Source organism: Kineococcus endophyticus (genome assembly GCF_040796495.1).
GTDB lineage: Bacteria > Actinomycetota > Actinomycetes > Actinomycetales > Kineococcaceae > Kineococcus > Kineococcus endophyticus.
On sequence record NZ_JBFNQN010000008.1, the window covers coordinates 193,969 to 220,160 of the forward strand.

At 74.4% G+C, this 26,192-nt stretch carries 25 protein-coding genes and 1 pseudogene; 8 read left to right on the top strand and 18 right to left on the bottom strand.

Annotation, left to right across the window (positions count from 1 at the left end):
• Positions 1 to 47: 47 nt before the first annotated feature.
• Positions 48 to 392: an ArsR/SmtB family transcription factor gene (locus tag AB1207_RS13105; protein ID WP_367638818.1), complete on the top strand. Its 345-nt coding sequence runs from the start codon at positions 48 to 50 to the stop codon at positions 390 to 392.
• Positions 389 to 829: pseudogene (locus AB1207_RS13110) on the top strand (SRPBCC family protein); the annotation flags it as partial. The gene AB1207_RS13105 and the pseudogene AB1207_RS13110, both read left to right, overlap by 4 nt.
• Here the strand turns inward: AB1207_RS13110 and AB1207_RS13115 are convergent.
• From AB1207_RS13115 to AB1207_RS13140, 6 genes are all read right to left on the bottom strand, one after another.
• The gene (locus AB1207_RS13115) at positions 749 to 1,639 is read right to left on the bottom strand and encodes a CDP-alcohol phosphatidyltransferase family protein (RefSeq protein WP_437178930.1); all 891 of its coding nucleotides are present in this window, start codon (positions 1,637 to 1,639) and stop codon (positions 749 to 751) included. The pseudogene AB1207_RS13110 and the gene AB1207_RS13115 overlap by 81 nt on opposite strands.
• A gap of 57 nt (positions 1,640 to 1,696) precedes the next feature.
• The gene (locus AB1207_RS13120; RefSeq protein ID WP_367638820.1) at positions 1,697 to 2,647 is read right to left on the bottom strand and encodes a nucleoside hydrolase; all 951 of its coding nucleotides are present in this window, start codon (positions 2,645 to 2,647) and stop codon (positions 1,697 to 1,699) included.
• 9 nt (positions 2,648 to 2,656) lie between these two features.
• The gene (locus AB1207_RS13125) at positions 2,657 to 3,472 is read right to left on the bottom strand and encodes a nitroreductase family protein (protein WP_367638821.1); all 816 of its coding nucleotides are present in this window, start codon (positions 3,470 to 3,472) and stop codon (positions 2,657 to 2,659) included.
• Entirely contained in the window at positions 3,472 to 3,795 is a 324-nt protein-coding gene (locus AB1207_RS13130; protein WP_367638822.1) for a hypothetical protein, read from the bottom strand. The genes AB1207_RS13125 and AB1207_RS13130 overlap by 1 nt, the downstream gene beginning before the upstream one ends.
• Before the next feature lie 116 nt (positions 3,796 to 3,911).
• Positions 3,912 to 4,925 (bottom strand): TerC family protein, encoded by a 1,014-nt coding sequence (locus tag AB1207_RS13135; protein ID WP_367638823.1) that lies wholly within the window; start codon positions 4,923 to 4,925, stop codon positions 3,912 to 3,914.
• Positions 4,926 to 5,072: 147 nt separating this feature from the next.
• The gene (locus AB1207_RS13140) at positions 5,073 to 6,263 is read right to left on the bottom strand and encodes a PucR family transcriptional regulator (RefSeq protein WP_367638824.1); all 1,191 of its coding nucleotides are present in this window, start codon (positions 6,261 to 6,263) and stop codon (positions 5,073 to 5,075) included.
• A 262-nt stretch (positions 6,264 to 6,525) separates the two neighbouring features.
• Here AB1207_RS13140 and AB1207_RS13145 point away from each other — a divergent pair, with 262 nt between their 5' ends.
• The 4 genes from AB1207_RS13145 (at position 6,526) to AB1207_RS13160 (ending at position 10,501) form a co-directional block, all read left to right on the top strand.
• Positions 6,526 to 7,821 carry a D-alanyl-D-alanine carboxypeptidase family protein gene (locus tag AB1207_RS13145; protein ID WP_367638825.1) on the top strand — a complete coding sequence of 432 codons (1,296 nt, stop codon included), beginning with the start codon at positions 6,526 to 6,528 and terminating at the stop codon, positions 7,819 to 7,821.
• Positions 7,821 to 8,621 carry a glycerophosphodiester phosphodiesterase family protein gene (locus AB1207_RS13150; RefSeq protein WP_367638826.1) on the top strand — a complete coding sequence of 267 codons (801 nt, stop codon included), beginning with the start codon at positions 7,821 to 7,823 and terminating at the stop codon, positions 8,619 to 8,621. The genes AB1207_RS13145 and AB1207_RS13150 overlap by 1 nt, the downstream gene beginning before the upstream one ends.
• An 18-nt stretch (positions 8,622 to 8,639) precedes the next feature.
• The gene (locus tag AB1207_RS13155) at positions 8,640 to 9,986 is read left to right on the top strand and encodes an MFS transporter (RefSeq protein WP_367638827.1); all 1,347 of its coding nucleotides are present in this window, start codon (positions 8,640 to 8,642) and stop codon (positions 9,984 to 9,986) included.
• Between the two features lie 167 nt (positions 9,987 to 10,153).
• Positions 10,154 to 10,501, top strand: coding sequence for an RNA polymerase-binding protein RbpA (locus AB1207_RS13160; RefSeq protein WP_367638828.1), 348 nt, complete (start codon positions 10,154 to 10,156; stop codon positions 10,499 to 10,501).
• A 72-nt stretch (positions 10,502 to 10,573) separates the two neighbouring features.
• Here AB1207_RS13160 and AB1207_RS13165 read toward each other — a convergent pair whose 3' ends face one another.
• The 4 genes from AB1207_RS13165 to AB1207_RS13180 all read right to left on the bottom strand — a co-directional run bounded on the left by AB1207_RS13165 (position 10,574) and on the right by AB1207_RS13180 (position 15,725).
• Positions 10,574 to 11,086: an FxsA family protein gene (locus AB1207_RS13165; RefSeq protein WP_367638829.1), complete on the bottom strand. Its 513-nt coding sequence runs from the start codon at positions 11,084 to 11,086 to the stop codon at positions 10,574 to 10,576.
• On the bottom strand, positions 11,083 to 12,729 hold the full coding sequence (lnt, locus tag AB1207_RS13170; RefSeq protein WP_367638830.1) for an apolipoprotein N-acyltransferase: 1,647 nt from the start codon (positions 12,727 to 12,729) through the stop codon (positions 11,083 to 11,085). The genes AB1207_RS13165 and lnt overlap by 4 nt, the downstream gene beginning before the upstream one ends.
• A 426-nt stretch (positions 12,730 to 13,155) precedes the next feature.
• Entirely contained in the window at positions 13,156 to 14,706 is a 1,551-nt protein-coding gene (locus AB1207_RS13175) for an amidohydrolase (protein ID WP_367638913.1), read from the bottom strand.
• Between the two features lie 128 nt (positions 14,707 to 14,834).
• Complete coding sequence (locus AB1207_RS13180; RefSeq protein ID WP_367638831.1) at positions 14,835 to 15,725, bottom strand: SCO4651 family lipoprotein; 891 nt, start codon at positions 15,723 to 15,725, stop codon at positions 14,835 to 14,837.
• Between the two features lie 166 nt (positions 15,726 to 15,891).
• Between AB1207_RS13180 and AB1207_RS13185 the strand changes: the two genes are divergently transcribed.
• A complete protein-coding gene (locus AB1207_RS13185) occupies positions 15,892 to 16,830 on the top strand; it encodes a 5'-3' exonuclease (protein ID WP_367638832.1) in 939 nt (312 codons plus the stop codon).
• A 23-nt stretch (positions 16,831 to 16,853) separates the two neighbouring features.
• On the opposite strand, the gene AB1207_RS13190 is transcribed toward AB1207_RS13185, so the two are convergent.
• From AB1207_RS13190 to AB1207_RS13220, 7 genes are all read right to left on the bottom strand, one after another.
• A complete protein-coding gene (locus tag AB1207_RS13190; RefSeq protein ID WP_367638833.1) occupies positions 16,854 to 19,673 on the bottom strand; it encodes a DEAD/DEAH box helicase in 2,820 nt (939 codons plus the stop codon).
• Positions 19,674 to 19,707: 34 nt separating this feature from the next.
• Positions 19,708 to 20,619: a diacylglycerol/lipid kinase family protein gene (locus tag AB1207_RS13195; RefSeq protein ID WP_367638834.1), complete on the bottom strand. Its 912-nt coding sequence runs from the start codon at positions 20,617 to 20,619 to the stop codon at positions 19,708 to 19,710.
• A gap of 5 nt (positions 20,620 to 20,624) precedes the next feature.
• Positions 20,625 to 21,431, bottom strand: a complete 807-nt coding sequence (gene tatC / locus AB1207_RS13200; RefSeq protein WP_367638835.1) for a twin-arginine translocase subunit TatC — start codon at positions 21,429 to 21,431, stop codon at positions 20,625 to 20,627.
• A gap of 82 nt (positions 21,432 to 21,513) precedes the next feature.
• On the bottom strand, positions 21,514 to 21,816 hold the full coding sequence (tatA, locus tag AB1207_RS13205; RefSeq protein ID WP_367638836.1) for a Sec-independent protein translocase subunit TatA: 303 nt from the start codon (positions 21,814 to 21,816) through the stop codon (positions 21,514 to 21,516).
• Positions 21,817 to 22,042: 226 nt separating this feature from the next.
• Entirely contained in the window at positions 22,043 to 22,381 is a 339-nt protein-coding gene (locus tag AB1207_RS13210; protein ID WP_367638837.1) for a hypothetical protein, read from the bottom strand.
• A 165-nt stretch (positions 22,382 to 22,546) separates the two neighbouring features.
• A complete protein-coding gene (locus tag AB1207_RS13215; RefSeq protein WP_367638838.1) occupies positions 22,547 to 23,533 on the bottom strand; it encodes a helix-turn-helix transcriptional regulator in 987 nt (328 codons plus the stop codon).
• Positions 23,530 to 24,558, bottom strand: a complete 1,029-nt coding sequence (locus tag AB1207_RS13220) for a helix-turn-helix transcriptional regulator (protein ID WP_367638839.1) — start codon at positions 24,556 to 24,558, stop codon at positions 23,530 to 23,532. Before AB1207_RS13220 ends, AB1207_RS13215 begins: the two co-directional genes overlap by 4 nt.
• Before the next feature lie 56 nt (positions 24,559 to 24,614).
• Here AB1207_RS13220 and AB1207_RS13225 point away from each other — a divergent pair, with 56 nt between their 5' ends.
• A complete protein-coding gene (locus AB1207_RS13225; protein ID WP_367638840.1) occupies positions 24,615 to 25,709 on the top strand; it encodes a DUF3866 family protein in 1,095 nt (364 codons plus the stop codon).
• Between the two features lie 48 nt (positions 25,710 to 25,757).
• On the opposite strand, the gene AB1207_RS13230 is transcribed toward AB1207_RS13225, so the two are convergent.
• Complete coding sequence (locus tag AB1207_RS13230; RefSeq protein ID WP_367638841.1) at positions 25,758 to 26,135, bottom strand: FKBP-type peptidyl-prolyl cis-trans isomerase; 378 nt, start codon at positions 26,133 to 26,135, stop codon at positions 25,758 to 25,760.
• Between the last annotated feature and the right edge of the window lie 57 nt (positions 26,136 to 26,192).

Here is a 26,192-nt window from a genome sequence, read left to right on the forward strand (position 1 = left end):
CCCCACAGGGCTGTACTTGAGTGGTTCGTTGAACACGGAGGTGGAGGGTGACGGACCGGCTCGACACCACGTTCGCGGCACTCGCCGACCCCACCCGCCGCGCGCTGCTCGCGCAACTGGCGCGCGGCGAGGCCACCGTCAACGAACTCGCCGCACCGCACCACCTCACGCTGGCCGCCGTCTCCCGGCACCTGACGGTCCTCGAGACCGCCGGGCTGGTGGCCAAGACCCGGCGGGCCCAGTGGCGGTCCTGCCGGCTCGTCGCCGGTCCCCTCCAGGAGGTCGACGACTGGATGGAGGGCTACCGCCGGTTCTTCGCCGACCGGTTCGACCGGCTCGCCGAGCACCTCGCGGACCACTCGACCGACCACCCGAAGGAGACGCCCCCGTGACCGACTCCCCCACCGACCAGTCCGCGGACCTCAGCACCGCCCGCTCGGTCGTCCTCGTCCGCGAGCACCCCGTCCCACCCGAGCGAGTCGTCGCCGCCTGGACGGACCCCGACCAGCTGGCGTGGTTCTCGGGACTGCCTGCGGCGCAGTCCGATCCACACGTCGACCTGCGGGTCGGCGGGTTCTGGTCGGTCCTCCTGCAGGAGGGGCCCGGCGGTCGCACGTACCGGACCGGTGGCCTCTACACCCTCGTCGACCCGCCGCACCGGCTCGAGTTCCACTGGGGCGCCCCCGGAGGGTGGCCCGACCTCGACCCGGCGGCGCCGGGGACGGTGCCCACGGTGCGGCTGCGGTTCTCAGCCGTGCCCGCGGGGACGAGGATGACGGCCACCCTCGAGCTCGGGCCCGACCTCGACGAGGCGCAGGTCGCGCACTGGTTCGGCCTGGGCATCCGCGAGGGCTGGACCACGACCGTCGACCGGATCGAGGACCACCTCCGGGGTGCGGCGGTGCAGTGACCGGACGTCGCGCCCGAAGGAGAACACCAGGGCGGCGAGGGCGGCCGCCAGGAGCGCTCCACCGGCGCGTGGCGGGACGGGCGGGAGCAGCGCGGTGAGGAGGGCCACGGCCTGCGCCACGGCCACGACCTTGCGCGAGTACCGCGGGGCGGGTGTGCGGCGCAGGGGCGCCCAGCACCAGCCCGCGGCGAGGTAGGCGTAGCGCAGGAGGCCGATGACCAGCACCCACGGGCCGTGGGTGAGCGCCGCGACGGCGGAGAGCACGAGCAGGAGCGCGGCGTCGACCTCCATGTCGAGGCGGGCCCCGGCCGCGGTGGCCGTCCCCGTCCGCCGGGCCACGTGCCCGTCGACGCCGTCGAGGACGAGCGCCGGGACCGCCAGGGCGACCAGGAGCCAGGGCCGGGGCCCGAGCACCCCGCTGAGGGCCAGCACGGCGACGGTCGCGCAGCCGCCCACGAGGACCGTGCGGGCCAGGGTGACGCGGTCGGCCGGGCCGCACCAGCGGTCGCGGCGGCGGGCCACGGCCAGCGCGGCGCCCGCCACGAGCGCCACCCCGACCGCCACGGCCGTCCCGTGCTCCAGCGCCACGCCGAAGGACCCCGTGACCGCCGGACCCGCCACGAGGGTCGTGCACAGGAGGGCCGACAGGACCAGCGTCGCCGAGGCGTCGCGGAGCCCCGTCCCGGGCCCGGTGTGCGGGCCGCCGACCGCGGCTGGTCCAGTGCGCATGGTGGGCACACGGTACGTCGGGCCCCCCGGTTCAGCGACCGGGTCGGACCGGCCGGTTCAGAGGGTCCGCAACCGCCTCAGCAGGTCACCGGCGAAGTCGCCCGGGACCTCCAGCAGCACGCGCGTACCGCCGGGGTAGCTGTGCGGGAAACCCTGGTAGAGGTCGCGCAGGTCCGCGATCGTCTGCCCCCGGCCCGGACCGTCGGTGTGGTCGACGACGACTGGGACCCGCGGGGCCGACGTCGCCGTCACGTCACCCGTCGCGACGGCGGCCGCGAGCGGGTCGTGCAGGACCGCGCACGGGCGGCCGAACCGCTGGGCGTAGAACGCGAAGTAGAACTCGAGCATCTGCGCGATCGCCACGGCGCCGGGCGTGCCGACGGCCAGCAGCTCCTGCCGGTGCGACTCCTCGAACACGTGCCGCATCGTCACGTCGAGCCCGACCATCGTGAGGTCGAAACCGGCGGTGAACACGCGGTGCGCCGCGAGCGGGTCGTTCGCGACGTTCGCCTCGGCCAGGGCCGAGACGTTCCCCGGCGCCATCGCGGCGCCCCCCATGACGGTCACGTGCCCGAGGAGTTCCGGCAGCCGCGGTTCCAGGTCGAGGGCCAGGGACAGGTTGGTGAACGGACCGATGGCCAGGAGGTGGAGCCGCCCCGGGTGGGCGCGCGCGGCCTCGACGATCGCCTCGGCACCGCTGCGGCCGGTCGGTCCGCCCGCGGCGCGGGGCAGGTCCACGTCGCCGATCCCGTTGCCGCCGTGCACCTCCGGCGCCCCGCCGGAGTACGGGTGGTCGAGGAAGTCGTGGGCGCCGACGCTGACGGGGACGTCGGGGCGGCCCAGGAGGGCCAGCAGGTCCAGGGTGTTGCGCGCTCCCCCGGCCGCGTCGAGGTTGCCGCTGACGGTCGAGACCCCCACGAGGTCGACACCGGGCGAGGCCACGAGCCAGCCGATCGCCATGGCGTCGTCGATGCCGGTGTCGCAGTCGAGGAAGAAGGGGGTGCTCACCGCGGCAGTCTAGAGCGGGCCGCCGGGCGGCGGCGGACCGTCCCACCCCGTCTGGGGCTGCCCGCACGTCTCGCGGAACACGTACCGCGACACCGGCAGGCGTTCCGAACTCGTCCAGTCGATGACCGGTCGCTGCGCCGTGGGCGGCACGTGGCCGATCCGGTAGACGGCCATGAGCTCGAGGTCGTCGGGCACGGCGAGGAGTTCGACGATGCGTTCCCACGCCCCGGGGACCTCCATGGGGAAGCTGATGAACTGCAGCCCCAGGCCGAGTTCGGTCGTCGTCAGCCAGACGTTCTCCATCGCGGCGCCCATCGAGAACAGCGAGTAGAACGCCGACAGTTCCCCCGGCCGGTACTCGGCGCGGTCGAGCATGACGCCCATCAGCAGCGGGGAACCGGCCACGAGTTCGCGGTTCTGCTCCCCCAGGCGCCGCGGGACGCGCAGGACGTTCATGGCCCACTGCCCCCGCCGGGTGAACACGCTGCGGGTGAACGGGCGCAGCGGCGCGGGCATCCTGTCGAACAGCATGCCGGTGCGGCGTTCGCGCATCTCCTGCGCACTGAAGCGGAAGTACCGCTTGTACCGCTCGAAGAACGTGCCGTTGCCCATGGCCGTCGTCATCGAGGCCCCGCTGATGCGGGCCACCTCCTCGATGGTGGCCCGGGACTCGACCAAGACGAACCGCCAGGGCTGGCTGTTGAGCTGCGACGGTGCGCGGGAGGCGGCCTCGACGAGGCGGCGCTGGTCCTGCGCGCTGACCGGGTCCGGCAGGAACGCGCCGTTGGTGGTCCGCCGGGCGGCGATGGCGTCGCGCAGTTCCATCAGGCGCCCCGCAGGGCGGCGGCGTACGCCGGTGCCGCGGTCAGGGCGATCGCGGGGTGCCAGCGGGAGCGGGCGGAGACCGCGGGGATGGCCAGCAGCGGGGCCGCGACCGGGAGCAGGCGCCAGAACGCGCCGGAGCGGCGGCGGGCGAGGTCGGTGCCGGCGGCCGCCGTGAGGGCGGCCGTGGTGACGAAGACGGCGTGGTGCACCCAGCGGGCCCCGGAGGTGTCCACGACGCGGGCGGCGACGGCCGCGCCGAGCGCGCAGTTGGCCGCGTAGGCCGTCGCCGCGGCCACCAGCAGCGGGGGGCGGGAGGTGCGCACGGGGGCCAGTGGACCACGGCGTCGGTCGCGATCCGGTGGCGGGGACGACGAGGCGCCCGCCCCCGCGGGTGCGGGGACGGGCGCCGGGTCCGGGAGCGGGTCCGAGTGGTGGCGGGTCAGTGCTTGGTGGGGGTGTCCTCCACCGCGCGCTGCGGTTCGTCACCGTCCACCTCGTCGGACCCGGAGTCCGGGGCCGGCCGCTTGAGGCTGAGGACGATCGCCAGGGTGAGGGAGACGACGATGACGCCGAGGCTCACGTAGGTCGGGATGTGCGGGATCGAGGGGCTGATGACCTCGTGCCCGGCCTGGAAGAACAGCTTCACGCCGATGAAGGCGAGGATGAAGGCCAGCGCCTTGCTCAGCAGGTGGAAGCGCTCGAGCAGGCCCGAGAGCATGAAGTACAGGGCGCGCAGACCCAGGATCGCGAAGGCGTTGGACGAGTAGACGATGAACGCCTCGTCCGAGACCGCGAGGACGGCGGGGACACTGTCGACGGCGAAGATCAGGTCGGCGGCCTCGATGGCGGCGACCACCGCGAGCAGCGGGGTGCCGTAGCGCTTGCCGGCCTCCTTGATGAAGAACTTCGTGCCGTGGTACTCGTCCTTCAGCGGGATGACCTTCTTGAGCATGCGGACGCCGATGTTGGTGCTCGGGTCCATGTCGGTGTCGTCGTCCTTCAGCATCTTCCAGGCCGACCACAGCAGGATCGCGCCGAAGACGAAGAGGATGGCGGTGAACCGCTCGACGACGGCCACGCCGACGCCGAGGAAGATGCCGCGGAAGAGCAGGGCGCCGAGGACACCGAGGAACAGCACGCGGTGCTGGTACTCACGGGGCACCTTGAAGTACCCGAAGATCAGCGCGAAGACGAAGAGGTTGTCGACGGACAGGCTCTTCTCGAGCAACCAGGCCGTCGTGTACGCCGTCCCGGCCTCGGCCCCGTAGGCCCAGAAGATGATGCCGCCGAAGACCAGCGCCATCGCGACCCAGACACCGCTCCAGATGGCGGCTTCCTTGAACTGGATGACGTGGGCCCCGCGGTGACCGAGCAGGTCGATCGCCAGCATGACGACGATGACGACGCCGAGCGCCACCCAGGCCCAGAGGGGGACGTTGAGGTCCAGACCCATCGTGTGCTCCCGGAGGTGGAGGTTGCGGGCGGCGGTCGCCGCCCTCCTCCATGGTGGCTGCCGGGTCCTGGCAGTGTCCTGTCGAGAACGCGACGAGTTCGGCGCCGTTGCTTGCCGGGATCCGGCAATCCTGGCCTCCGGGGGCGCTCAGGACGCCTGGCCGGGCCACCCCAGGGCCCGCGCGGCGAGCACGGCGGCCTGCACCCCGAAGCGCTGGGCGGGGCGGGTGGGGTCGGTGCCGGTGAGGTCGCGCACCCGGGCCAGGCGGTACGTGACGGCCCGGACCGACAGGTGCAGGCGCCGCGCCGCCTCGGTCGCGTTGCCCCCGGCGGCGAGGTAGGCCTCGAGCGTCTCCAGGAACGGCTCGATCCCTCCGCGGACACCGCGCAGCCCGCCGAGGGTCGACTCGACGAGGTCGGTGGCGACGTCGCGGTCGCGCAGCAGGACCTCGTAGACGAGCAGGTCGGAGGCGTCGGCCACGGGATCGGTGACGCCCACGCGGTCACCGAGCTCGAGGGCGCGGCGCGCCTGCTCGTAGGACCCCACCACGCCCCCGGCCCCCGGACCCGGCCGTCCGACGCCGGCGCGCCAGCCCGTGCGCTGCGGACTGCCGAGGACGTCGCGCAACCGGTCGAGGACCTCGGCCACGGCGGCGCGGTCGGGGGCGGCGAAGACGAGCACCAGGGCTCCGTCCTTGGTCGCGACCAGCGCGTCGGCGTCGGCCTGCGCTCCCTGCAGCCGGCGTTCGATCGCCGCGACCTTGGGGGTGCCGTCGGTGAAGGGGGCGTCGGCGCGCACGACGCAGACGGCGTGGGGGCCGGTGAGGTCCAGGCCGTAGCGGGGTGCGCGGCGCAGCAGGCCCGGCAGGTCGGAGGTGCCGGCGAGCAGGTCGTCGACGAACTCGCGGCGACGGGACTCCTCGCGGCGAACGAGCTGCCGGCGGGCGATCTGGTACCCCTCGGTGAGGGCCGCGACGGCGTCGTCGGTGGCGCGCAGGACGACCTCGCCGGCCGTCACCACGCCCTCGGGGTCGGCGGCGGCGTCCTGGACGGGGGGCAGGGAGCGCCACAACCGCCAGGCCGCGGACAGGTAGAGGTCCAGCAGGGCGCGCAGCGCGACCCCCGAGGCGGCGGCCTCCTCGCCCACCGCCCGGTAGCGGGCCGTGCGGGCCGTCGACAGCCGGCGTCCGGAGACGACCGCCCGCCAGACGGCGTCGAGGAAGTCGCCGAGCAGGGCCGGGTCGATGCCGCCGGCGTCGCGTGCGGCATCCTGCGCGACGACCTGCAGGACGGCCTCGAGCCGCGTGGCGTCGGGCTGTGCGGGGCGTGGTTCGGGCACCGCCGGATGATGCCAGGAGGCCCCGGAACGCGAGACGGAACGTGACGGGCGGTGGACCGTGCGATACGTGATGCTGGTCACATCGAGCGTCCACACCTACGTGTCGAGCCTCCCGGTGCCGAGGTTCCGGAGGGTAGGGTCCGGCGAGGACGTCACCACAGGACCTCCACCAGACCCGACCGCACCACGACTTCCGCGTGCCCCACGCGTCACCGACAGCCGATCCGGGCGAAGGCCCCCGACCGCTCTGGATGTGCACGACGTGCTCTCCCCCACGGCCCGCACCACCGCTCGACCCGCCCGCCTGCGCGCGGCGCTGCTCATCGCGGCGACCGCTGCCGGGGCCCTGACCACCGGCGTCGTGGTCCCGGCCGCGACGGCCGCCCCCGTCGCCACCCCCGTCGTCGCCCCCGCGGCCGTGCGGGCCGACGAGCCGCCGACGCAGGCCCAGCTCGACGAGGCCCGCCGGCAGGCGGCCGAGTCCGCCGCCAAGCTCGCCCAGGCGCAGGCCGACCTCGCCGCCGCGCAGGGCCGCCTCGACGCGCTGGCCCAGCAGGCCGGCGAGGCGCTGGAGACGTACCAGCAGGCCATGGAGGCCAAGTACGCGGCCGAGAACGAGGAGCAGCTGCAGCGCCAGCGCCTCGCCGAGGCCGAGGCCGCACTGGAGCAGGGCCGCAAGGACCTCGGGCAGTGGGCCTCGCAGACCTACCGCGGCGGCGCGTCCCTGCAGGAGTACTCCGGGTTCGTCACCGTCCTCAAGGGCGGCCCCACCGACGACACCGCCAGCGCGATCGCCTCCGCCAAGCGCATCGGCGACGGCCGCACCAACGCCGTCGAGGCCTTCGACCGGGCCCAGCGCGAGCAGGCCGACGCGACCACCCGCGCCGCCGACGCGGCCGCCGAGGCCACCCGCCAGGCCGAGATCGCCGTCGCCGCCAAGCAGCAGGCCGACACCCTCGTCGCCCAGCAGCGCAGCCAGGTCGACGCCCTCACCGTCCTGCAGGCCGCGGCCTCGGGCACCGCGACGTCCGACTCGGCCCGCGCCGCCACCCTCGCCTCCAACCTCGCCGCCGCCCAGGCGCAGGCCCAGGCCGCCGCGGCCGCCGCCACCGCCGGTGGGTTCGCCGCCGTCGGCGACTGCGAGACGGGCATCAACCTCTCCGGGTTCGCCAACGGGCTCATCCCCCGCAACGCCCTGTGCCCGCTGGCCAGCTCGCCCAACCACGTGCTGCGCTCGGACGCGGCCAACGCGTTCGCGGCCCTCAACCAGGCCTACGCCTCCGAGTTCGGGTCCAACATCGCGATCACCGACTCCTACCGCACCCTGGCCGAGCAGATCGAGGTCAAGGCCCGCAAGCCCGGGCTCGCCGCCAAGCCCGGCACCAGCCGGCACGGCCTGGGCATCGCCGTCGACCTCGGCGGCGGCATCCAGAACGCCACCTCCGCCCAGCACCTGTGGATGGACCGCAACGCCGCCCTCTACGGCTGGATCAACCCGGCCTGGGCCCAGAACCGCGGCGGGCAGTTCGAGCCGTGGCACTGGGAGTTCACGGGCTGATGGTCCCCCGGCCGCCGGCCCGGCACGCCTTCTGCGCCTGGGACGGCCCGATCGCGATGGCCCACCGGGGCTTCTCCGCGGACGGGCCGGCGCGGGGGCTGGAGAACACGCTCCCCGCCTTCGCAGCCGCCGTCGACCTCGGCTTCACCTACCTCGAGACCGACGTGCGGGCCACGGCCGACGGCGTCCTCGTCGCCTTCCACGACGAGCACCTCGACCGCGTCACCGACGGCCGCGGCGACCTGTCCGACCTCACCTGGGAGCAGGTCAGCCGCCTGCGCGTCGCCGGACGCGAGGGCGTCCCCCGTCTCGAGGACGTCCTGGCGGCCTTCCCCGACGCCCGCTTCAACCTCGACGTCAAGACCGAGGCCGCCGTCGCCGGTCTCGGCGACGTGCTGCGCCGCACCCGCGCCCACGGGCGGGTGCTCGTCACCGCCTTCGCCGAAGGCCGCCGCCGCGCCGCCCTCGCCGCCGCCGGGGGACGGGAGGCCACCTCCGCCAGCTCCCTCGGCACCGCCCTGGCCCTGGCCGGCAGCGCCCTGCGCCTGCCCGTCCTGACCCGCTGCGCCCTCGGCCGCGTCGACGCCGTCCAGGTGCCCGTCCGGCAGGGCGGGATCGACGTCGTCTCGGCCCGCTTCGTCGACACCGTCCACCGCGCCGGTGCCCAGGTCCACGTGTGGACCGTCGACGACGCCGCCCAGATCGGCGCCCTGCTCGACCTCGGCGTGGACGGGATCATCACCGACCGCGCCGACGTCCTCAAGGACGTGCTGGTCGCCCGCGGTGAGTGGCGGGCATGATCCTCCGGTGAGCGCCCGGTGAGCACCGTCGACCCGACCCTGCTGCGGGCCCGCCGGTCCTGGTACGTCTACGACTGGGCGAACTCCGCGTTCGTCACCACGACCCAGACGGTCCTGTTCTCGCCCTACCTCACCGTCCTCGCCCGCCGGGCCGCCTGCCCCGAACAGCCCACCGGCTGCACGCGCGACCTGTCCGTCCTGGGCCTGCCCGTCTCCCCCGGCTCCGTCGCCCTCTACACGATCACCCTCGCCACACTGCTGTCCGCCGTCCTGCTGCCCTTCGTCGGGGCCCTCGCCGACCGCACCCGGCACCGGCACCGGCTGCTGGGCGGGTTCGCCTGGGTCGGTGCCGCCGCGGCCACCGCCATGGTCACGATGGGCGGGGACCGCTGGTGGCTCGGTGTCCTGCTCGCCCTCGTCGCCGTCGTGAGCCTGACCTGCTCCCTCGTCGTCAACGACGCGCTGCTGTGCGACGTCTCCGACCCCGACGAGCGGGACGCCGTGTCCTCCCGCGGGTGGGCGGCGGGCTACCTCGGCGGGTTCACCCTCCTCGCGGTCAACCTCCTCGTCGTCTCCAGTCCCGGCACCTTCGGCCTCACCGACGAGTGGGCCGTGCGCGTCTCCCTCGCCTCCGCCGGGCTGTGGTGGGGCCTGTTCACGATCGTCCCGGTCCTCGGCCTGCGCCGGCTGCCCCCGCGCCCCGTCCCGGCGGTGGCGACCACCCAGGGTCCGTTCCGCCAGCTCCTCACCACCCTGCGCGGACTGCGCCACCACCCGCAGGTGCTGCGCTTCCTGCTGGCCTACCTGATCTTCAACGACGGCATCCAGACCGTCATCGCCGCCTCCAGCGTCTACGGGCAGGAGGAGCTCGGCTTCACCTCCGCGCAACTGCTGACCACCGTCCTGCTGGTGCAGGCCGTCGCCTTCGTGGGGGCACTCGCGTTCGGGAGGATCGCCGGCCGGTACGGCGCCCAGCGGACCGTCCTCGGCGGACTCGCGCTCTGGATCGTCGTCGTGCTGAGCGCCTTCGCCGTCCCCCGCGGGGCGTTCGGCACCTGGCTGGCGCTCGCCGTCCTCATCGGCCTCGTCCTCGGCGGGACGCAGGCGCTGTCCCGCTCGCTCTTCAGCCGGCTCGTCCCGCGGGGCGCCGAGGCCGAGTACTTCAGCCTCTACCAGGCGGGGGAACGCGGCACGAGCTGGCTGGGGACGCTGGTCTTCGGCCTCGTCGCGCAGCTGACCGGCTCCTACCGCCCGGCGCTCGTGGCCCTGCTGGCGTTCTTCGTCGTCGGCGCAGTGCTGCTCACCCGGGTGGACGTGGCGGCCGGGGTTCAACAGGCACAGAACGGTACCGATCCAGTACGTTGAGCGACGCCCTCCCCAGGGACACAGCCCCGGCGCGCACACGACCTCCACACTCCGGTCGTGGTGGTCGCGGGAACAGCCGGGGTGGGCACCGCGTTCAACCAACGAGTCTCCTCCACGCCCCCGGATCCCCGGGGGTCGCCGTGCGGAGGAGACGGTGGGGAGGTCACATGAGCGAGCGCAACCTACGAGGGTCCCGCCTCGGAGGCGCCAGCCTCGAGAGCGAAGCGGGCGTGGAGCCGGCCGAGCGCCAGCAGGTCACGTACCACTGCCCGAACGGTCACTCCGTCACGGTGCCCATGTCGCTGGAGGCCGACGTGCCTCCGCTGTGGGAGTGCCGCTGCGGGGCCGAGGCACTGCGGGCCGACACCGACGCTCCGGAGAAGAAGGCCGGCAAGCCGGCGCGCACGCACTGGGACATGCTCCTGGAGCGGCGCACCATCGCCGAGCTCGAGGTGCTGCTGGACGAGAGGCTCGAGCTGCTCCGCAGCCGCGAGCTGATCAAGCGCAGCGCCTGAGCCGAGCACCCAGGAGGCCGGTCCACCCGTCGGGTGGGCCGGCCTCTCTGCGTCCCCAGGGTCGTCCCGGGGTCAGCGGCCGAGTTCGCGGGGGTCCTCGACGACCTCGCCGTCGACCACGTCGCCGGGGACGACGCGTCCGGGGACCGACCCGCCGGCCTCGCGCACGGCCCGTTCGACCCGCTGCCGGACCACGCGCACGAACAGCCGGCGCAGCAACCGGCGCGTCGGCGGGATGATGCACAGCAACCCCAGGACGTCGCTCAGCAGCCCCGGGACGACGAGGAGGGCCCCGCCGAGCCCGGCGAGCACGGCGTTGCCGACGACCCCCGGTTCCTGCCCGGGCACGGGCGCCCCGAACGGCACGGACGCCGTCTGCCGGAACGCGTCCAGGGCCCGGCGGCCCGCCCGCCGCAGCACCAGCAGCCCGCCGAAGGTCTCGGCCAGCAGGAGCACCAGGACCCAGCCGCCCCCGATGACGTGGCCGAGCTGGACGAGCAGCCACACCTCGAGGACGACGAGCAGGACGAACGCGATCGGGACCGCCGCCGTCCAGCGGCGACGTCGCGCGGGCTGCGCGCTCACGCGGCCGGCACCGGGTCGGCCGACCGCTCCGGGGCGGGGGCGCCACCCCGGGGGCGGCGACGGTCACCGCGACGGGCGGTGAGCAGCAGGAGCAGCGCCAGCGCGGTCAGGACCAGCTCCGGAGCGTCCCCGACGCGCGTGGCGAGCGTCTGCGTCGTCCGCAGCGCGACGTCACCGGTGAGCACGTCCGTCGTGAACAGCGACGACTCGTCGTGGGCGACGCCGTCGGGGCTGATGATCGCGCTGACGCCGACGGTGGAGATCTGCACGACCGCCCGGCCCGACTCCACGGCCCGCAGGCGGGACATGGCGAGCTGCTGGACGGCCTCGTCGGAGTAGCCGAACGTCGCGTTGTTGGTCTGCACGACGAGGAACTGCGCCCCGGCGCGGACGGAGTCGCGCACGGTGTCGTCGAAGGCCACCTCGAAGCAGATGACGTCGCCGACCGGCACGCCGTCCATCCGCAGCAGCCCGACGTGGTCACCGTGGACGAAGTCGCGCGAGACGAGGTCGACCTTGTCGCTGAACATCCGGAAGAACGAGCGGTACGGCATGTACTCGCCGAAGGGGGCGGGCCGCTGCTTGACGTAGTGCCGGCTGTCGTCGTCGCGGGCGCCGGTGAGCCCCTGGTCGGGGGTCACGACGAGCCCGGTGTTGGAGACGTACCGGCCCGGGCCGTCGAGGACGGCGCCGACGAGCAGGGGTGCCCGGACGTCGCGGGCGGCCTGGTCGATGACCGCGGCGGCGTCGGGGTTCTCGTACGGGTCGATGTCGCTGGAGTTCTCCGGCCACAGCACCATGTCCGGCTGCCGGACGGTGCCGGCGTCGACGGCGCGGGCCAGCGCCTCCGTGGCGCGGGCGTGGTTGTCCAGGACGGCGCGGCGTTCGGCGTTGAACTCCAGTCCGGCCTCGGGGACGTTGCCCTGCACGGCCGCCACGAACTTCGTGCCGTCCTCGGCCGCGGTGGGACGCGGGACCAGGGCACCGGACGCGGCGACGGCGACGGCGGCCACGGCGAACAGGACCGCGGGTCGCAGCCGGGGCACCCCCCGGGGCGCACCGGCCGGCGCGGGCAGCCGCAGCAGCGCGAGCACGGCCGAGGCGAGGAGGGCACCCGCCAGCGACACGCCGAACGTCACCAGGGGGGAGCCTCCGAGCGCGGCCAGGCCCAGCGTCGGGGCGTCGGCCTGGGAGAAGGCGAGCCGGCCCCACGGGAAGCCCTCGAAGGGGAAGCGGGCCCGGGCGGCCTCCAGGGCGACCCAGCCCGTCGCGACGGCCAGCGGCGCGAGGCGCCAGCGCGCGCGCTGCAGACGGGGCAGGAACGCGCCGAGCACGGCGTAGAAGAGCGCGCAGACGACAGTGAGGGCCGACCACGGCAGCAGACCGACGTACGTCCCGCTCCAGGCGAGGTGGGGGAACATGAAGGCGAGGCCGAAGAGGAGGCCCGCGGCGAACCCCCGCCGCGCCCGCACCCGGTGCGTGGCCAGCGCCAGCAGGGTGACGGCCAGGACGGCGGTGAACCACCAGCCCTCCCGCGACACGGTCCCGGGGAACGCGGCCCAGGCGGCGACCCCTCCGAGGACGGCGAGCAGCAGGCTCAGCGGCAGCCGCGGCGGGGCGGGATCGACCGGGCGGGAAGGCACCACGTGAGGGTAACCGCCACCGTCGGCCGCTGGTTCCCTCCCGGGACCGTCCCCGGGGAGTCCCAGCGGCGGACGGTGGTCACGGCCGAGCCCACGCACCCCTCGGGCCGTCGCGCCCCCCGTCGGCCACGAGGGACGCGCCGTTGTCTAAGGGCGCGCGGACCCGACCACGTCCACACCGGCCGGTCGATCGCCCCGGTCGTCGTCGCAGGTGGTGCGGCTGCGACGGCGGCGGGTCGAGGGCCCGGCCGGCCTTGTCGGTCGTGGACTGCACCCCGAAGCTACCCCGTCGTCCCCTCGTGTCAACCTGCCCGTGACCTGCGCAAACGTCCATCGCGGCAGGTCACAGCGGGGTCACGAGGAGTGATCATCGTCGGCGTTCCCGGCGTGTCGCCCGGCGTGTCGCGGGACCGGTGGTTCGTCCGGTCACTCGTTCCCGTCGTGGACGACGACCCCGTCGACGACGGTCCGCCGGCACACCGGCTCCGGCGCGCCCGGCGACAGGTCGGGCAGGCCCGGCGTGCCCGACCGCGCGTCCGTGCTCCACCCGGACAGCCTCCGGTCGGGCGCCTGCACGAGGAGGTCCTGCACGTCCCAGACGGCGTACGTCGCGGGGGCCCCCGGTCGCAGCACCCCCGGGTGACCGCGACCCGCGAGCCGGTGCCCGCCGCGCGTGTGGGCCAGGAACGCGGCGCGCACGGAGACGGCGTGCTCCTCGCGCGCGGGGAACCCCGCCGCCCGGACCGCCGCCCACGGCGCGAACGGCGTCACCGGGGTGTCGGAGCCGAAGGCCAGGGGGACCCCGGCGGCGGCGAACGCGGCGAGGTCCTGGACGTGCTGCTCCCGCTCGCCGAGCCGCTGCGCGTAGACGCCGCCGGGCCCACCCCAGGTCGCCCCGAACGCCGGCTGGGCGCTGACGGCCGTGCCGAGGCGGGCGAAGGCCTGCACGACGGCCGCGTCGGCGACGACCGCGTGCTCGACCCGGTGCCCGGCCGACGCGACCGCGGGGACGCCGAGGTCGGCCGCCACCGCCTCCAGGGCGGCCACGACGACGTCGAGGGCGGCGTCGCCGATGGCGTGGAAGGCGGCCTGCACCCCCGCGAGCGTGCACGCGTGGAGGTGGTCGGCCACGGCCGTGGCGTCCAGGTGCAGGGATCCGCGCGCACCGGGAGCGTCGGCGTAGTCCGCTCGCAGGGCCGCCGTGCGCGAGCCGAGGGCCCCGTCGACGGTGAGGTCGCCGCCGAGCCCGGCGAGGTCCGCCCCTGCGGCGGCCGCCGCCGCCAGGACCTCGCGGGCCCGCCCGACGGAGTCGACGTGCTCGGCGAGGTACCCCACGACGTGCGGGAGCGGCTCCTCGGAGGCCAACCGCTGCAGCGCCGGCAGGTCACCGGGCGGCGCGAGCCAGCGGCCCGACATCTCGTGCACGGTGCCGATGCCCGCGGCCGCCGCGGCCCTCAGGGCGCTGCGGCGGGCCCGGTCGGCGGCGTCGGGGGTCAGAGCCGCCCAGCGGGCGTCGAGAGCCGCGTGGTGGGCGTCCCCGCGCACCCAGCCGTCCTCGTCCCAACCGGGCAGGTCCCGCAGGCCGGCGGCGTGGGCGAGGGCGGAGCTGACGAGGGCGCTGTGGCCGTCGACGCGGGACAGGACGACGGGGGTGCTGGGAGCCGCGCGGTCCAGCTCGGCCCGCGTCGGCACCGCCGCGGCGCCCCAGCGCGACTCGTCCCAGCCGAACCCGGCCAGCAGCTCACCCGGCACGGCGCGCGCGGCGACGGCGGCCAGCAGCTCCTGCGGCCCCACGACCCCGTGCAGGTCCAGGCCGGTGTGCCGCAGACCGGTCTCGGTGAGGTGGACGTGCGCGTCGACGAACGCCGGGGTGACGAGCCGGCCCTCGAGCTCGACGACCTCGTCGCCGTCGCGGGTCCAGGACGCGGCGGCCTCGTCCGGGCCCACCCACGCGACCGTCGAGCCCTCGACGAGCATGGCCGTCGCGAACGGGTCGGCCGGGGAGTACACCGCCCCGCCCCGGTAGAGCCGACGGGCGGGGGATGCAGAACGGTCCACGTCGGGCAGCGTAGGAGCCGCCCGACGTGGACCGTCGGTCAGGTGCGTCAGGCCGCGGCGGGAGCCGTCGCCTCGCCGGTCATGCCCTCCATGCTCGGCATCTCCTTGACGGTGGAGGGGTCCGGAGCGGACACGTCGACCTTCGAGCCCCAGTCGAAGAAGTCCATCTGGACCTTCAGCGTCGAGCCCTCGACCGTGACGTCCTCGGTCATGCGGACCGGGCGGTCCTTCTCGTCGACGTACAGCGTGAAGGGGATCGACCCGAGCTCGGCGGCGGCCTTCTTGGCCTCCTCCGTCTGCTGCTCGGCCGGGAGCTGCTCGATCGCCTTGGTGGCGTCGATGGTCCCGGAGTAGCCCTTGGCCTGGACGCCGCGGATGTCCTGCGCCGGGAGCTCCTTGACGTCCTCGGCCACGCCCTCGAGCTGCTCGAGCTGCTTGGTCGGGTCCATCTGCGCCGTGTCCAGGCCCGTCGCGCCCATCTGGTCCAGCGGCACCTTCATCCACTGGCCCTCGGCCGTCAGCGGGGCGCCGGACAGGTAGGCCGCACCGTCGACGAAGCGCATCGTGAGCTTGGTCCCGCCGGCCTCGGCCGGCAGGTTCATGGTCATCTCGAAGGCGCCCTTGGTCGAGTCGAAGGACCCGTCCGCGGAGACGTTGCCGACGGCGGCGGCCTGGCCGCTGCCGGTCATCGTCAGGGAGAACTTGGCGCTGCCGGCCTCCTTGGAGTTCTTGGCCGACGCCTTCACGGCCTCGAACGCCGTCAGCTGCGTGGCGGGAGAGGAGGTCGAGGTCCCCTGGGACGGGGTGCCGGAGGCCGAGTCGTCACCGCCGCCGCAGGCCCCGAGGCCGAGCGCGAGGACGACCGCACCGCCGGCCGCCAGCGTCCCGATGCGGCGACGGCGCCGCGAGGTCGGGCGAGTGGTCGAGTGGTCGGTCATGGTGTTCCCCCCTGGTTCGAACTGCCTGACGAGCTGTGGTCGTCCGGGACCACTGTCACAGTCTGCGCCGCCGGACGCCCGTCCGGGTCACCCGTACGGTGCGTCCCCACGGTCCGTCCGGATGACCTCCACACCGGCTCCCCCGCCCTCTGCGAGACTCCCCCGCATGCCCCACCCCGCCGGTCGGCTGATGCTGCTCGACTCCGCGTCCCTGTACTTCCGCGCCTTCCACGGCGTCCCGGACTCGGTGACCGCCCCGGACGGCACTCCCGTCAACGCGGTGCGGGGCTTCCTGGACTCCATCGCCTTCCTCGTCACCACGTGGGGGCCGAGCCGCCTGGTGGCCTGCTGGGACGACGACTGGCGCCCGGCGTTCCGGGTCGAGGCGCTGCCGAGCTACAAGGCGCACCGCGTGGCGCCCGACGGCGGGGAGGACGCCCCGGACCTGCTGCTGCCCCAGGTGGACGTCATCGTCGACGTGCTGGCCGCGCTCGGCATCGCCCGCGTCGGGGCCCCCGGCTACGAGGCCGACGACGTCATGGCCACCCTGGCCACCCGGTGCACCGCCACGAGTGGGGACCCCGTCGACGTCGTCACGGGCGACCGGGACCTGTTCCAGCTGGTCGACGACGCCGCGGGCGTCCGCGTCCTCTACTGCGGCAAGGGCGTCCGCAAGGCCGACGCCGTCACCCAGACGTGGCTGCAGGGCAAGTACGGCGTCGGCACCGGTCAGGGCTACGCCGACATGGCCGTCCTGCGGGGCGACCCCTCCGACGGGCTGCCGGGCGTCAGCGGGATCGGCGAGAAGACGGCGGCGGAGCTCGTCACGCGGTACGGCACCCTCGAGGCGCTCGTGGCGGCCGCGCACGACGACGCCTCGGGACTCTCCCCGGGTCAGCGCAGCAAGCTCCTGGCGGCGCAGGACTACCTCGCCGCCGCTCCCGTCGTCGTCCAGACCGCCCGGGACGTGCCGCTGGGCGACGTCGACGACGCGCTGCCCGCCGCGCCCGCGGACCTGGACCGCCTCGGGGAGCTCGTGCACCGGTGGGGGTTGCAGTCCAGCGTCGAGCGCGTCCTCACCGCCCTCGTCCACGCGCGCGGCTGACGGCCCGGGTCGGACGACCGCGCTCAGGCCTCGGTGAGCGAGGTGTGGGCGACGACCCCGCGGCGGACGACGTCGACGGCGTCGCGGGCGACGGAGCGGACGGCCGGGTCGAGCGAGGCCGAGCCGATCTGGTCGAGGAGGTCGACCAGCTGCTTGCAGCGCCGCACGAAGTCCCCCGCGGCGAGGTCGGCCTCGCGCAGCACCGCGTCGAGGCGGTGCCCGCTGGCCCACCGGTGCACCGCCCACGCCAGGCCGGGGTCCGGTTCGCGCGTCATCGGCACCTTGTGGTGGTCCTCGCGGTCGGTGAGGTCGCTCCACAACCGGTGCGTCGTCGCGATGGCCTGCTCGGTGCGCCGCGGGATCCGGTCCGGGCGCCCGCCCTCGTCGCGGCGGGACTCGTGCACGAGCGTCGACACCGCGGCGGCGAGGTCGGCCGGCGGGAGCCCGGCCCAGGCGCCCTCGCGCAGGCACTGCGCCACGAGGAGGTCGGTCTCGGCGTTGATCCGCCGCAGGGTGCGTCCGGCGTCGGTGACGGCGAGACCGTCCGCCGTGAGGTAGCCGAGCTCGGCCAGCAGGTCGCAGACGCGGTCGAAGGTGCGCGCGATCGTGCCGGTACGCCCCTCGATCTTGCGCTGCAGCCCCTGGGTGTCGCGGCGCAGCTTCTCCTCCCGCACGGCCCAGCGGGCGTGCTCCTCGCGGTCGGAGCAGCCGTGGCACGGGTGCGCGCGGACGGCCTCGCGCAGCCGGACGAGTTCGGCGTCCTCGCCCGACCCCGAACCCTGCCGGCGCCGCGGCGGCGGGTCCCCGCCGCCGGTCTCGGCGAGCGCGTTGCGCAACGAGGACGCGAGGTCGCGACGCTCCTGCGGGGACCGCCAGTTGAAGTTCTTGGGGATGCGGACGCGTGCGACCGGGTCGACGGCGCCCGTGAAGTCGTGGGCGTCGATGGTCCGCACCTGGCGGTCCTGGGACAGGATCCGGGGCGACGGGCCGTCGAACCCCTTGCCCGGCACCAGGTCCAGCACGACGCCGAACGACGAGCGACGGCCGCCGGGCAGCCGGACCACGTCCCCCCGGGAGAGGTTCTCCACGGACGTGCGCGCCTCGGCGCGCCGGGCCGCGGCCCCGGCGCGGGACAGCTCCTTCTCCCGGTCGCTGATGGCCTGCCGCAGCGCGAAGTACTCGCGGAAGTCCCCGAGGTGGCACGTCATGGCCTCGGTGTACCCGGCAAGGGCCTCGGTCTGGTTCTTGATCTGCTGGGCCTGCCCCACGACGGCGCGGTCGGCCTGGAACTGCGCGAAGGACGTCTCGAGGATGTCGCGGGCGCGTTCGCGGCCGACCTGCTCGACGAGGTTGACGGCCATGTTGTACGTCGGGCGGAAGCTGGAGCGCAGCGGGAACGTGCGGCGGGAGGCGAGGCCGGCGACGGCCTCGGGGTCGGTGCTGCCGGACCAGACGACGACGGCGTGCCCCTCGACGTCGATCCCGCGCCGCCCCGCACGGCCGGTGAGCTGGGTGTACTCCCCCGGCGTGACGTCGACGTGGGTCTGCCCGTTCCACTTCACGAGCTTCTCCAGCACGACCGAGCGTGCCGGCATGTTGACGCCGAGCGCGAGGGTCTCGGTGGCGAAGACGGCCTTGACCAGCCCGCGGGCGAAGAGGTGCTCGACGGTCTCCTTGAACACCGGCAGCATCCCCGCGTGGTGCGCGGCCAGCCCGCGTTCGAGCCCCTCGAGCCAGCCCCAGTAGCCCAGCACCGCGAGGTCGGAGCTGGGGATCTCGGCGCAGCGCTCCTCGGCCAGGGCGCGGATCTCCTTGCCCTCCTCCGGTGTCGTGAGCCGCAGCCCCCACGCCACGCACTGCTCGACGGCGGCGTCGCAGCCGGCCCGGCTGAAGATGAAGGTGATCGCCGGCAGCAGCCCCGCCTGGTCCAGCGTGTCGAGGACCTGCGCCCGGGACACGGGGCGCTGGCCACCGCCGGTGCGCAACCCACCGCCGCCGCCACCGCGGGGGGCGGGACGCGCCTGACCGCGGCGCCGGCCGCGGCCGGGGTGCGAGGCGAGGCGGTCGGTGCGGATCTGCTGGCGCGACATGGCCACGAGCTCGGGGTTGACGATCGCGCCGGGCACGAGGGACCCCTCGTCCCCCTCGAGCGGGTCGCCGTCGGGGTCGGTGAACAGGTCGTACAGCCGGTTCCCGACGAGCAGGTGCTGCCACAGGGGGACGGGCCGGTGCTCGGAGACCACCACCTCGGTGTCCCCACGGACGGTGTCCAGCCATGCGCCGAACTCCTCCGCGTTGCTGACGGTCGCCGACAGCGAGGCGACGACGACGTCGGAGGGCAGGTGGATGATCACCTCCTCCCACACGGCCCCGCGGGAGCGGTCGGCGAGGTAGTGGACCTCGTCCATGACGACGTACCCGAGCCCGTCGAGCAGCGAGGACCCGGCGTAGAGCATGTTGCGCAGCACCTCGGTCGTCATGACGACGACGGGCGCCTCGCCGTTGACCGAGTTGTCGCCGGTGAGCAGGCCGACCGCGCCCGAGCCGTGGCGGGCGACGAGTTCGGCGTACTTCTGGTTCGACAGGGCCTTGATGGGCGTCGTGTAGAACGCCTTGCGACCGGTGCGCAGCGCCAGGTGGGCGGCGAACTCCCCCACCACCGTCTTGCCGGCGCCGGTCGGGGCGGCGACGAGGACGCCGCGGCCGGACTCGAGGGCCTGGCACGCCTGCAGCTGGAAGCCGTCGAGGTCGAACCCGAGGGTGCCGGCGAACTGCGCGAGCTCGGTGCGGGACTCCTCGGTGCGACGGCGCGCTGCCGCGTAGCGTTCCGCGGGGCTTGCCATGGTCGCGACAGTACATCGTGGTACCGGCCCCTGCTCACGCCAGGACGGTCAGCGCCCCCGGGACGACCTCGCAGGTCACGGGCGCTGCGCCGAGGGGTTCGCCGTCGGCGTAGGGCCGCGGCCGGACGACCTCGTCGAGGGGTTCGAGCACCACGCGCCGCGCACGGTGCACCCGCACCTCGGGCAGGCCGAGGTGACGGCCCTTGCGAGCCCGCGGGAAGAGCTGCAGCGCCGCCACAGGACTCAGCCGGTCGACGACGACGACGTCCAGCAGGCCGTCGGTGGGGTCGGCGTCGGGCGCCATGAGGATCCCGCCGCCGTAGCAGCGCGTGTTGGCGACCGCGACGAGCAGGGAGTCGAGCTCGTGCGCGACGCCGTCGAGGGTCACCCGCACCGGCAGCCCCCGCACGACGGCGAGCTCGCGCAGCGCGGCGAGGGTGTACCGGGCCGGGCCCTTGGGCCAGCGCCAGACGTTGGCGCGTTCGTTGATGAGGGCGTCCACCCCCGCGGCCAGGATGCTGGCGAACCAGCCCGTCCCGCCGGCGTGCTCGACGCGGACGGCATCGACGCGGCGGTGGGTGCCGGCGTGCAGGGCCCGGGCGACGGACTCCGCGGCGGCGACCGGGTCGCCCAGGGTGAGGTCCAGGCCGCGGGCGATGTCGTTGCCCGTCCCGGCCGGCACGATCCCCAGCGGGGTGCCCGTGCCGGCGACGGCCTCCACGCCCGCGTGGACCAGGCCGTCACCGCCCACGACGACGAGGGCCTCGAACTCGGTCGTGCGCTCGCGCGCGGTGCGGGAGACGTGCTGCAGGTCCGGACCCGACAGGTCCGTGACCTCGTGGCCCAGCGACCGCAGCGTCTGCAGGACCCGAGTCCCCGCGGCACGGCCGTCCCCGCGACCCGCCGTCGGGTTCACGAGGAGGCCGACCCGCCCCCTGGAGCTCACGTGCGTCAGATGGTGCTGGCTTCGTCGTCGGACAGGTTGCCGTAGTCCGGCTCCGGCGAGTTCTTCTGACGCCGGCGGTCGTTCGTGAGACAGATGACCATGGCGGCACCGAAGAGGACCAGCAGCGGCAAGGCCAGGAGCAGCATCGTCGTGATGTCGGACGTCGGCGTCACGAGGGCGGAGAAGAGGAAGCTGAGGAAGACGCTGATGCGCCACTGCTTGAGGATCGCCTTGCCGGACAGCAGGTGGGCGAAGTTCAGACCCACCAGGACGACCGGCATGAGGAAACCGAGGCCGAACGCCAGGATGATCCGCATGACGAACGAGAGGTAGACGTCGGCCCCGATGAGGTTGGCGGCGTCGACGGGCGTGAAGTCGATGAGGAACCGCATCGCGTTCGGGAGGACGCTGTAGGCGATGGCCGCGCCGGCCAGGAACAGCGGCACCGCTGCTCCGATGAATCCGACCGCGTAGCGCTTCTCCTTGCGGGTCAGCCCGGGAGTGATGAACGCCCAGAACTGCCAGAGCCAGAACGGGCTGGACGCGATGACACCGCACCAGATGGCGCCCTTGACCCGCAGGTCGAAGGCCTGCCCGACCTGGGTGAAGTTCAGCGCGACGTTGCTGTAGCCCTTGTCGCTGGCGTAGTCGAGCAGCGGGGCCTGCAAGTACTGGAAGACCCCCTCGAAGGAGCCCCAGCTCTCGTTCCACCCGCCCCAGAGGAACCAACCGGCGATGCTGCCGATCAGCAGGAAGACCGCTGCCTTGGCGACCCGGTTGCGCAGTTCCCTCAGGTGGTCCATGAGGGGCATGCGCCCCTCGGGATCCTTGGGACGGCGACGTCGGACGGTGGGCACGGCCATGGCAGTCGTGGACTCCTGGTGCGGGGGCGGGTCAGGAGGCGCGCGACTGCTGCTCGGCGTTCTTCTGCGCCGCGTCCTCGGCGGCGAGCTTGGCCTCGAGCGCGGTCGGCTCGTTGTCCTTGGTGAAGGTGGGAGCGGCGGCGGTGGTGGTGGGAGCCGTCTTCGTCTCCTCCTTGCCGTCGTTCTTCATCTCCTTGACCTCGGACTTGAAGATGCGCATGGAGCGGCCCAGGCCACGGGCGGCGTCGGGGAGACGCTTGCTGCCGAAGAGCGCGATGATCAGGACGACGAGGATGACGAGCACCCACGGGTGGTCGACGAGGTTGCGGAACATCAGTCCTCCAGTGTCGGTCGTAGCGCGGCCATCGTACGTCGCCCGGGGGCGGACGTGGGACAAGCATGCGCGTCGAGTCCTCCGATCGGCACCGTTCCGTGACGTCCCGGGCGGATTCACGGAGGACTCCCAGGGACGGAACGCCGGGGCCCGGACGCACGAGAGCCGCCCCGCGGACGCTGGGCGCGTCCGCTGGGCGGCTCTTCGAGAGGTGTGGGGGTCGAGCTCAGCGCACCGTGCGCAGGCCGCGGGCGGCCAGCGAGGCGAGGTCGTCGCAGGAGTCGAGGACGAGGGCGAAGTCCAGGACGTCGTCCCAGGCGATGGTCGAGCCGGTGTGCGTCTCCATGGCCTCGGCCGGGATGGTCCAGCGCTCGACGGCGACACCGCCGGAGACGAGCAGCGCCACGACGTCCTCGCCGGCCGGCTTGCGGACCTCGTCCTTGCACTTGGGGCAGCCGAACGCGTAGAAGGAGCGCTCCTTGGCCGAGCACACCACGAGGCGGACCTGCTTGGGCGTGAGCTCGACGTCGCCGCAGCAGGGGCAGGAAGCCTTGATCGTGGTCATGTCGTGCACCTCTCGTTCGTGGTGTTGGTCCGGCGGCGACCCCGCCGTCCGACAACCACTGCTTCGGCACGCTCCGACGATCCCTTGAACGGCGAATCCGACCCAACCTTGACAGTCCGGCCGCTGGTGTGTTGTGCGTTGGGCCAACCCGGTGAGACCAACGTTTCAGGCGTAACGCGCCAGGGCCGTCAACGCTGCGTCACGGACCTCCACGGCCAGCTCGGGCGGGTCGACGACGCGAGCCCCGGCCCCGAGCCGCAGCAGGAGCCGGTGCACCCAGGAGGTGTCCGCGGTCCGCATCCGCACGCGCAGCGCGGCCTCCTCCCAGGCGTCCTCGGGCGCGTCCTCGACGGAGTCGACCGGGTAGTAGTCGACGACCCAGGCCGCCTGCGGCGCGAGGTCGACCGTCACGACGAGGTCGTCGGGGCTGGGCCGGAACAGGTCGCTCGCCACGTCCCGGGACTCGGCCTGCGCGGGCGGGGTCCCGTCGACGTCGAGGACCTCCGCGGCCTCGATGCGGTCGACGCGGAACAGCCGGACGCCCTCGGCGCGGTGGCACCAGGCCTCCAGGTACCAGCGGCCCTCGACGCTGACGAGCCGCATGGGGTCGACGTCGCGTTCAGTGCGCTCGTCACGGCTGGGCACGAGGTAGCTCAGGTGCAGGCGCCGGTGCTCGCGCAGGGCCAGCCGAGCCGTCTCCAGGACGACGGCGCTGGAGGAGTCGCTGACGTCGACGGCGACTGCGCGGGCGACGGTGCGGGCCGCTCCCCCGGCCTCCCCGGTGGCTTCCGACAGCTTGGCCATCGCACCTTCGAGCGCCTCCCGGTCGTGCAGCCCCGGGACCTCGGCCAGCGTCCGCAGCCCCACGAGCAGGGCGACGGCCTCGTCGACGGCCAGCCGCGCGGGCCGGGCGATCGGGTCGGCGTTGGACAGGTAGACGTGCCCGGACTCCCAGCGCGCGTCGATGAGGTCGTCGGGCAGGTGCCCGGGGGTGCCGCAGACGAAGAGCAGCTCGAGGTCGTGGACGAGGTCGTCCGGCGTGATCCCGAAGTGCTCGGCGGCCTCGTCCACGGGGATGCCCTGGTGGGTCAGCAGGTACGGGACCATCGCCAGGAGCCGCGACAGCCGCTCGGTGGAGGCGTTGCCGGTCACGCGCGCACCCCCGCCGCTCCCCGCAGCCGGCGCAGGACGGCCTCGCGCAGGTCGTCCGGCTCGAGCACGACGACGTCGGCCCCGTAGGCGGCGAGCTCGTCGGCGGCCACCTCCACGTCGCTGACGTCGAGCACCACGAGGTCCTCCGCCTCCGAGCGGGCTTCGACCGACCGCGCGCGACGCCGGACGGCGAGCCCGGCACCGGAGCGGACGAGGAGCTGCGCCTGCCGGGTCTGCACCGGGCCGACGCTGCGGCCGACGACCTCGCGCGGGTCGATGCCGTCCGGGACCTCGTAGGAGCCGGGGCGGCCGATGCGCTTGACCGCCGAGGCCACGCGGGAGAGCCGGAAGACGCGGGTGGCCTGCCGGTCGCGGTCGTGCCCGACGAGGTACCAGCGCCCGTGCCACGACACGATCGCCCACGGTTCGACGTGCCGGACGGCCGGTTCACCGCCGGCGCGGCGGTAGGTGAACTGCACGGGGGTGCGGTCGCGCGTCGCGGCGTAGAGGGGGTCGAAGGCCGGTTCGGCCGTCCGCACGCGCGGTTCGACGCCGATGAGGGAGCTCTCGTCCGGTTCGACGCCGAGGCTGCGCAGCTTCACGAGGGCCCGGGTGGCGGGCCCGGCGAGGCTGGCCTGCTGCCAGACGCGGCTGGCCAGCGACAGGACGGCCAGCTCACCCGGGGTGAAGCGGATCTCGGGCAGCGCGTAGGCCTCCCGGTCGATCCGGTAGCCGGCCTCGTCCTCGAAGAAGGCGTCCTCCCCACCGGTCTCCAGCGGGACGCCGAGCTCGCGAAGGTCCTCCTTGTCGCGCTCGAACATCCGCTCGAAGGCGACGGTGGTGGCGCAGTCGGCGTACTGCGGGACGGCGGTGCGGATCTGCTCCTTCGTCAGCCAGCGGCGGGTGGCCGACAGGGCGATGACGAGGTTGAGCAGCCGCTCGGTGCGCCGGGCACCGCGGGCGGCGGCCGCCGCTCCACCGGGCTGCGCACCGACTGCCGGAGAGCCACCGGAGATCTGCGTCATGGTGTCGTGGACGCTACCGGAACCACGCCCGCACGCAGCCTGCGTACGCTCGGAGCGTGACGATCAGGTGGCGTTCTGCAACGGTCAACCGGCTCGGGTCGGCGTGGGCCGGATCCCTCGAGCTGTACGCCACCCTCACGTCGGGTCCGGAGACCGGGACCGAGGTCAAGGCGCTGGCCCACCCCGACCTCGTCGGAACGCCCGTCCCCGGTGACCGGGTGCTGCTCAACGTCTCCGCCCTGGCCCGCGGGCTCGGCACCGGCGGCTACGCGCTGGTCGTCGCCCTGCCTGACCGGCTGCCCGCCGACCCCCCGCCCGGCCCCGGACACCTCGTGAAGGCCCGCTACACGCCCCTGCAGACGATGGTCCTCGGCGCCGACGACCAGGAGTCCGGGCACCACGAGCTGCTCGCCGACGCCGACGACCTCGACGGCACACCCGTCGTGGTCGCCGACCTGCACTCGGCGCTGCCCGCCGTGGTGGCCGGCATCCGCTTCGACGCCCCGGACGCGCGCGTCGCCTACGTCATGACCGACGGCGGGGCGTTGCCCGCCGCGTTCTCCCGGGCGGTCGCGGGCCTGCGGGAGGCGGGCTGGATCGCGGCCTGCGTCACCACGGGTCAGGCGTTCGGAGGGGACCTGGAGACCGCCACCGTCCACACGGGTCTGCTCACCGCCCGGCTCGTCGCCGGCGCCGACGTCGTCGTGGTGGCCCAGGGGCCGGGCAACCTCGGCACGGGCTCGCGGTGGGGGTTCTCGGGGGTGGCGGCCGGGGAGGCGCTCAACGCGGCCGCCGTGCTGGGCGGGCGACCCGTCGCGGCGCTGCGCGTGTCGGAGGCCGACGCCCGTCCGCGGCACCGGGGCGTGTCGCACCACTCCCTGACCGCGGTCGGGCGTGTCGCGCTGGCTCCCGTCGACGTGCCCGTCCCCGACGTCGCCGGCGCGTTCCACGACGGAGTGCGCGAGCAGGCCCGGTCCCTGTGCGGGCGGCACCGCTACGTCGAGGTCTCCGCCGCCGGGCTGGACGAGGCGCTGGCCACCAGCCCCGTGCGGTTGTCGACGATGGGCCGCGGGCTGGAGCAGGACCGGGCGAGCTTCCTCGTCGCCGCGGCCGCCGGGCGGCACGCAGCGGCCCTGCTGGCCCGGACGTGAGGAGACCCCCGGCGCCGCACGGCACCGGGGGTCCGGAGGAGTCTCAGCTCACTTCACGTCGACGAGGTCGACGACGAAGATCAGGGTCTCGCCACCCTTGATGGCGCCGCCGGCGCCGCGGTCGCCGTAGCCGAGGTGCGGCGGGATGACCAACTTGCGGCGGCCGCCGACCTTCATGCCCAGCAGGCCCTGGTCCCAGCCCTGGATGACCATGCCGGCCCCGACGGGGAAGTCGAGCGGCTGGCCGCGGTTCCAGGAGGAGTCGAACTCCTCACCGGTGCTGAACGCCACGCCCACGTAGTGCGCGCTGACGGTCTTGCCGGCGGTCGCCTCGGTCCCGTCGCCGACGATCTCATCGGTGATGACGAGGTCCGTGGGCGGTTCGCCCTCGGGGAAGTCCACTTCGGGCTTGGTGCGTTCGCTCATGCCCCGACCCTACCCACGGGCCCGCGCAGGGACCCGTGGGCCTGGTCGGCTCACGAT

What these genes read in the sequence shown, in the direction of transcription:
- AB1207_RS13125 (WP_367638821.1), bottom strand. Translation starts at nt 3,472, where the DNA reads ATGGAACTGCGCGACGCCATCGCCGCCCGGCGGACCACCAACGGCGCG.
- AB1207_RS13175 (WP_367638913.1), bottom strand. Translation starts at nt 14,706, where the DNA reads ATGCTCGTCGAGGGCTCGACGGTCGCGTGGGTGGGCCCGGACGAGGCC.
- AB1207_RS13220 (WP_367638839.1), bottom strand. Translation starts at nt 24,558, where the DNA reads ATGACGCAGATCTCCGGTGGCTCTCCGGCAGTCGGTGCGCAGCCCGGT.
- tatC (WP_367638835.1), bottom strand. Translation starts at nt 21,431, where the DNA reads ATGCCCCTCATGGACCACCTGAGGGAACTGCGCAACCGGGTCGCCAAG.
- AB1207_RS13210 (WP_367638837.1), bottom strand. Translation starts at nt 22,381, where the DNA reads ATGACCACGATCAAGGCTTCCTGCCCCTGCTGCGGCGACGTCGAGCTC.
- tatA (WP_367638836.1), bottom strand. Translation starts at nt 21,816, where the DNA reads ATGTTCCGCAACCTCGTCGACCACCCGTGGGTGCTCGTCATCCTCGTC.
- AB1207_RS13115 (WP_437178930.1), bottom strand. Translation starts at nt 1,639, where the DNA reads ATGCGCACTGGACCAGCCGCGGTCGGCGGCCCGCACACCGGGCCCGGG.
- AB1207_RS13135 (WP_367638823.1), bottom strand. Translation starts at nt 4,925, where the DNA reads ATGGGTCTGGACCTCAACGTCCCCCTCTGGGCCTGGGTGGCGCTCGGC.
- AB1207_RS13180 (WP_367638831.1), bottom strand. Translation starts at nt 15,725, where the DNA reads ATGACCGACCACTCGACCACTCGCCCGACCTCGCGGCGCCGTCGCCGC.
- AB1207_RS13160 (WP_367638828.1), top strand. Translation starts at nt 10,154, where the DNA reads ATGAGCGAGCGCAACCTACGAGGGTCCCGCCTCGGAGGCGCCAGCCTC.
- AB1207_RS13190 (WP_367638833.1), bottom strand. Translation starts at nt 19,673, where the DNA reads ATGGCAAGCCCCGCGGAACGCTACGCGGCAGCGCGCCGTCGCACCGAG.
- AB1207_RS13150 (WP_367638826.1), top strand. Translation starts at nt 7,821, where the DNA reads ATGGTCCCCCGGCCGCCGGCCCGGCACGCCTTCTGCGCCTGGGACGGC.
- AB1207_RS13185 (WP_367638832.1), top strand. Translation starts at nt 15,892, where the DNA reads ATGCCCCACCCCGCCGGTCGGCTGATGCTGCTCGACTCCGCGTCCCTG.
- AB1207_RS13230 (WP_367638841.1), bottom strand. Translation starts at nt 26,135, where the DNA reads ATGAGCGAACGCACCAAGCCCGAAGTGGACTTCCCCGAGGGCGAACCG.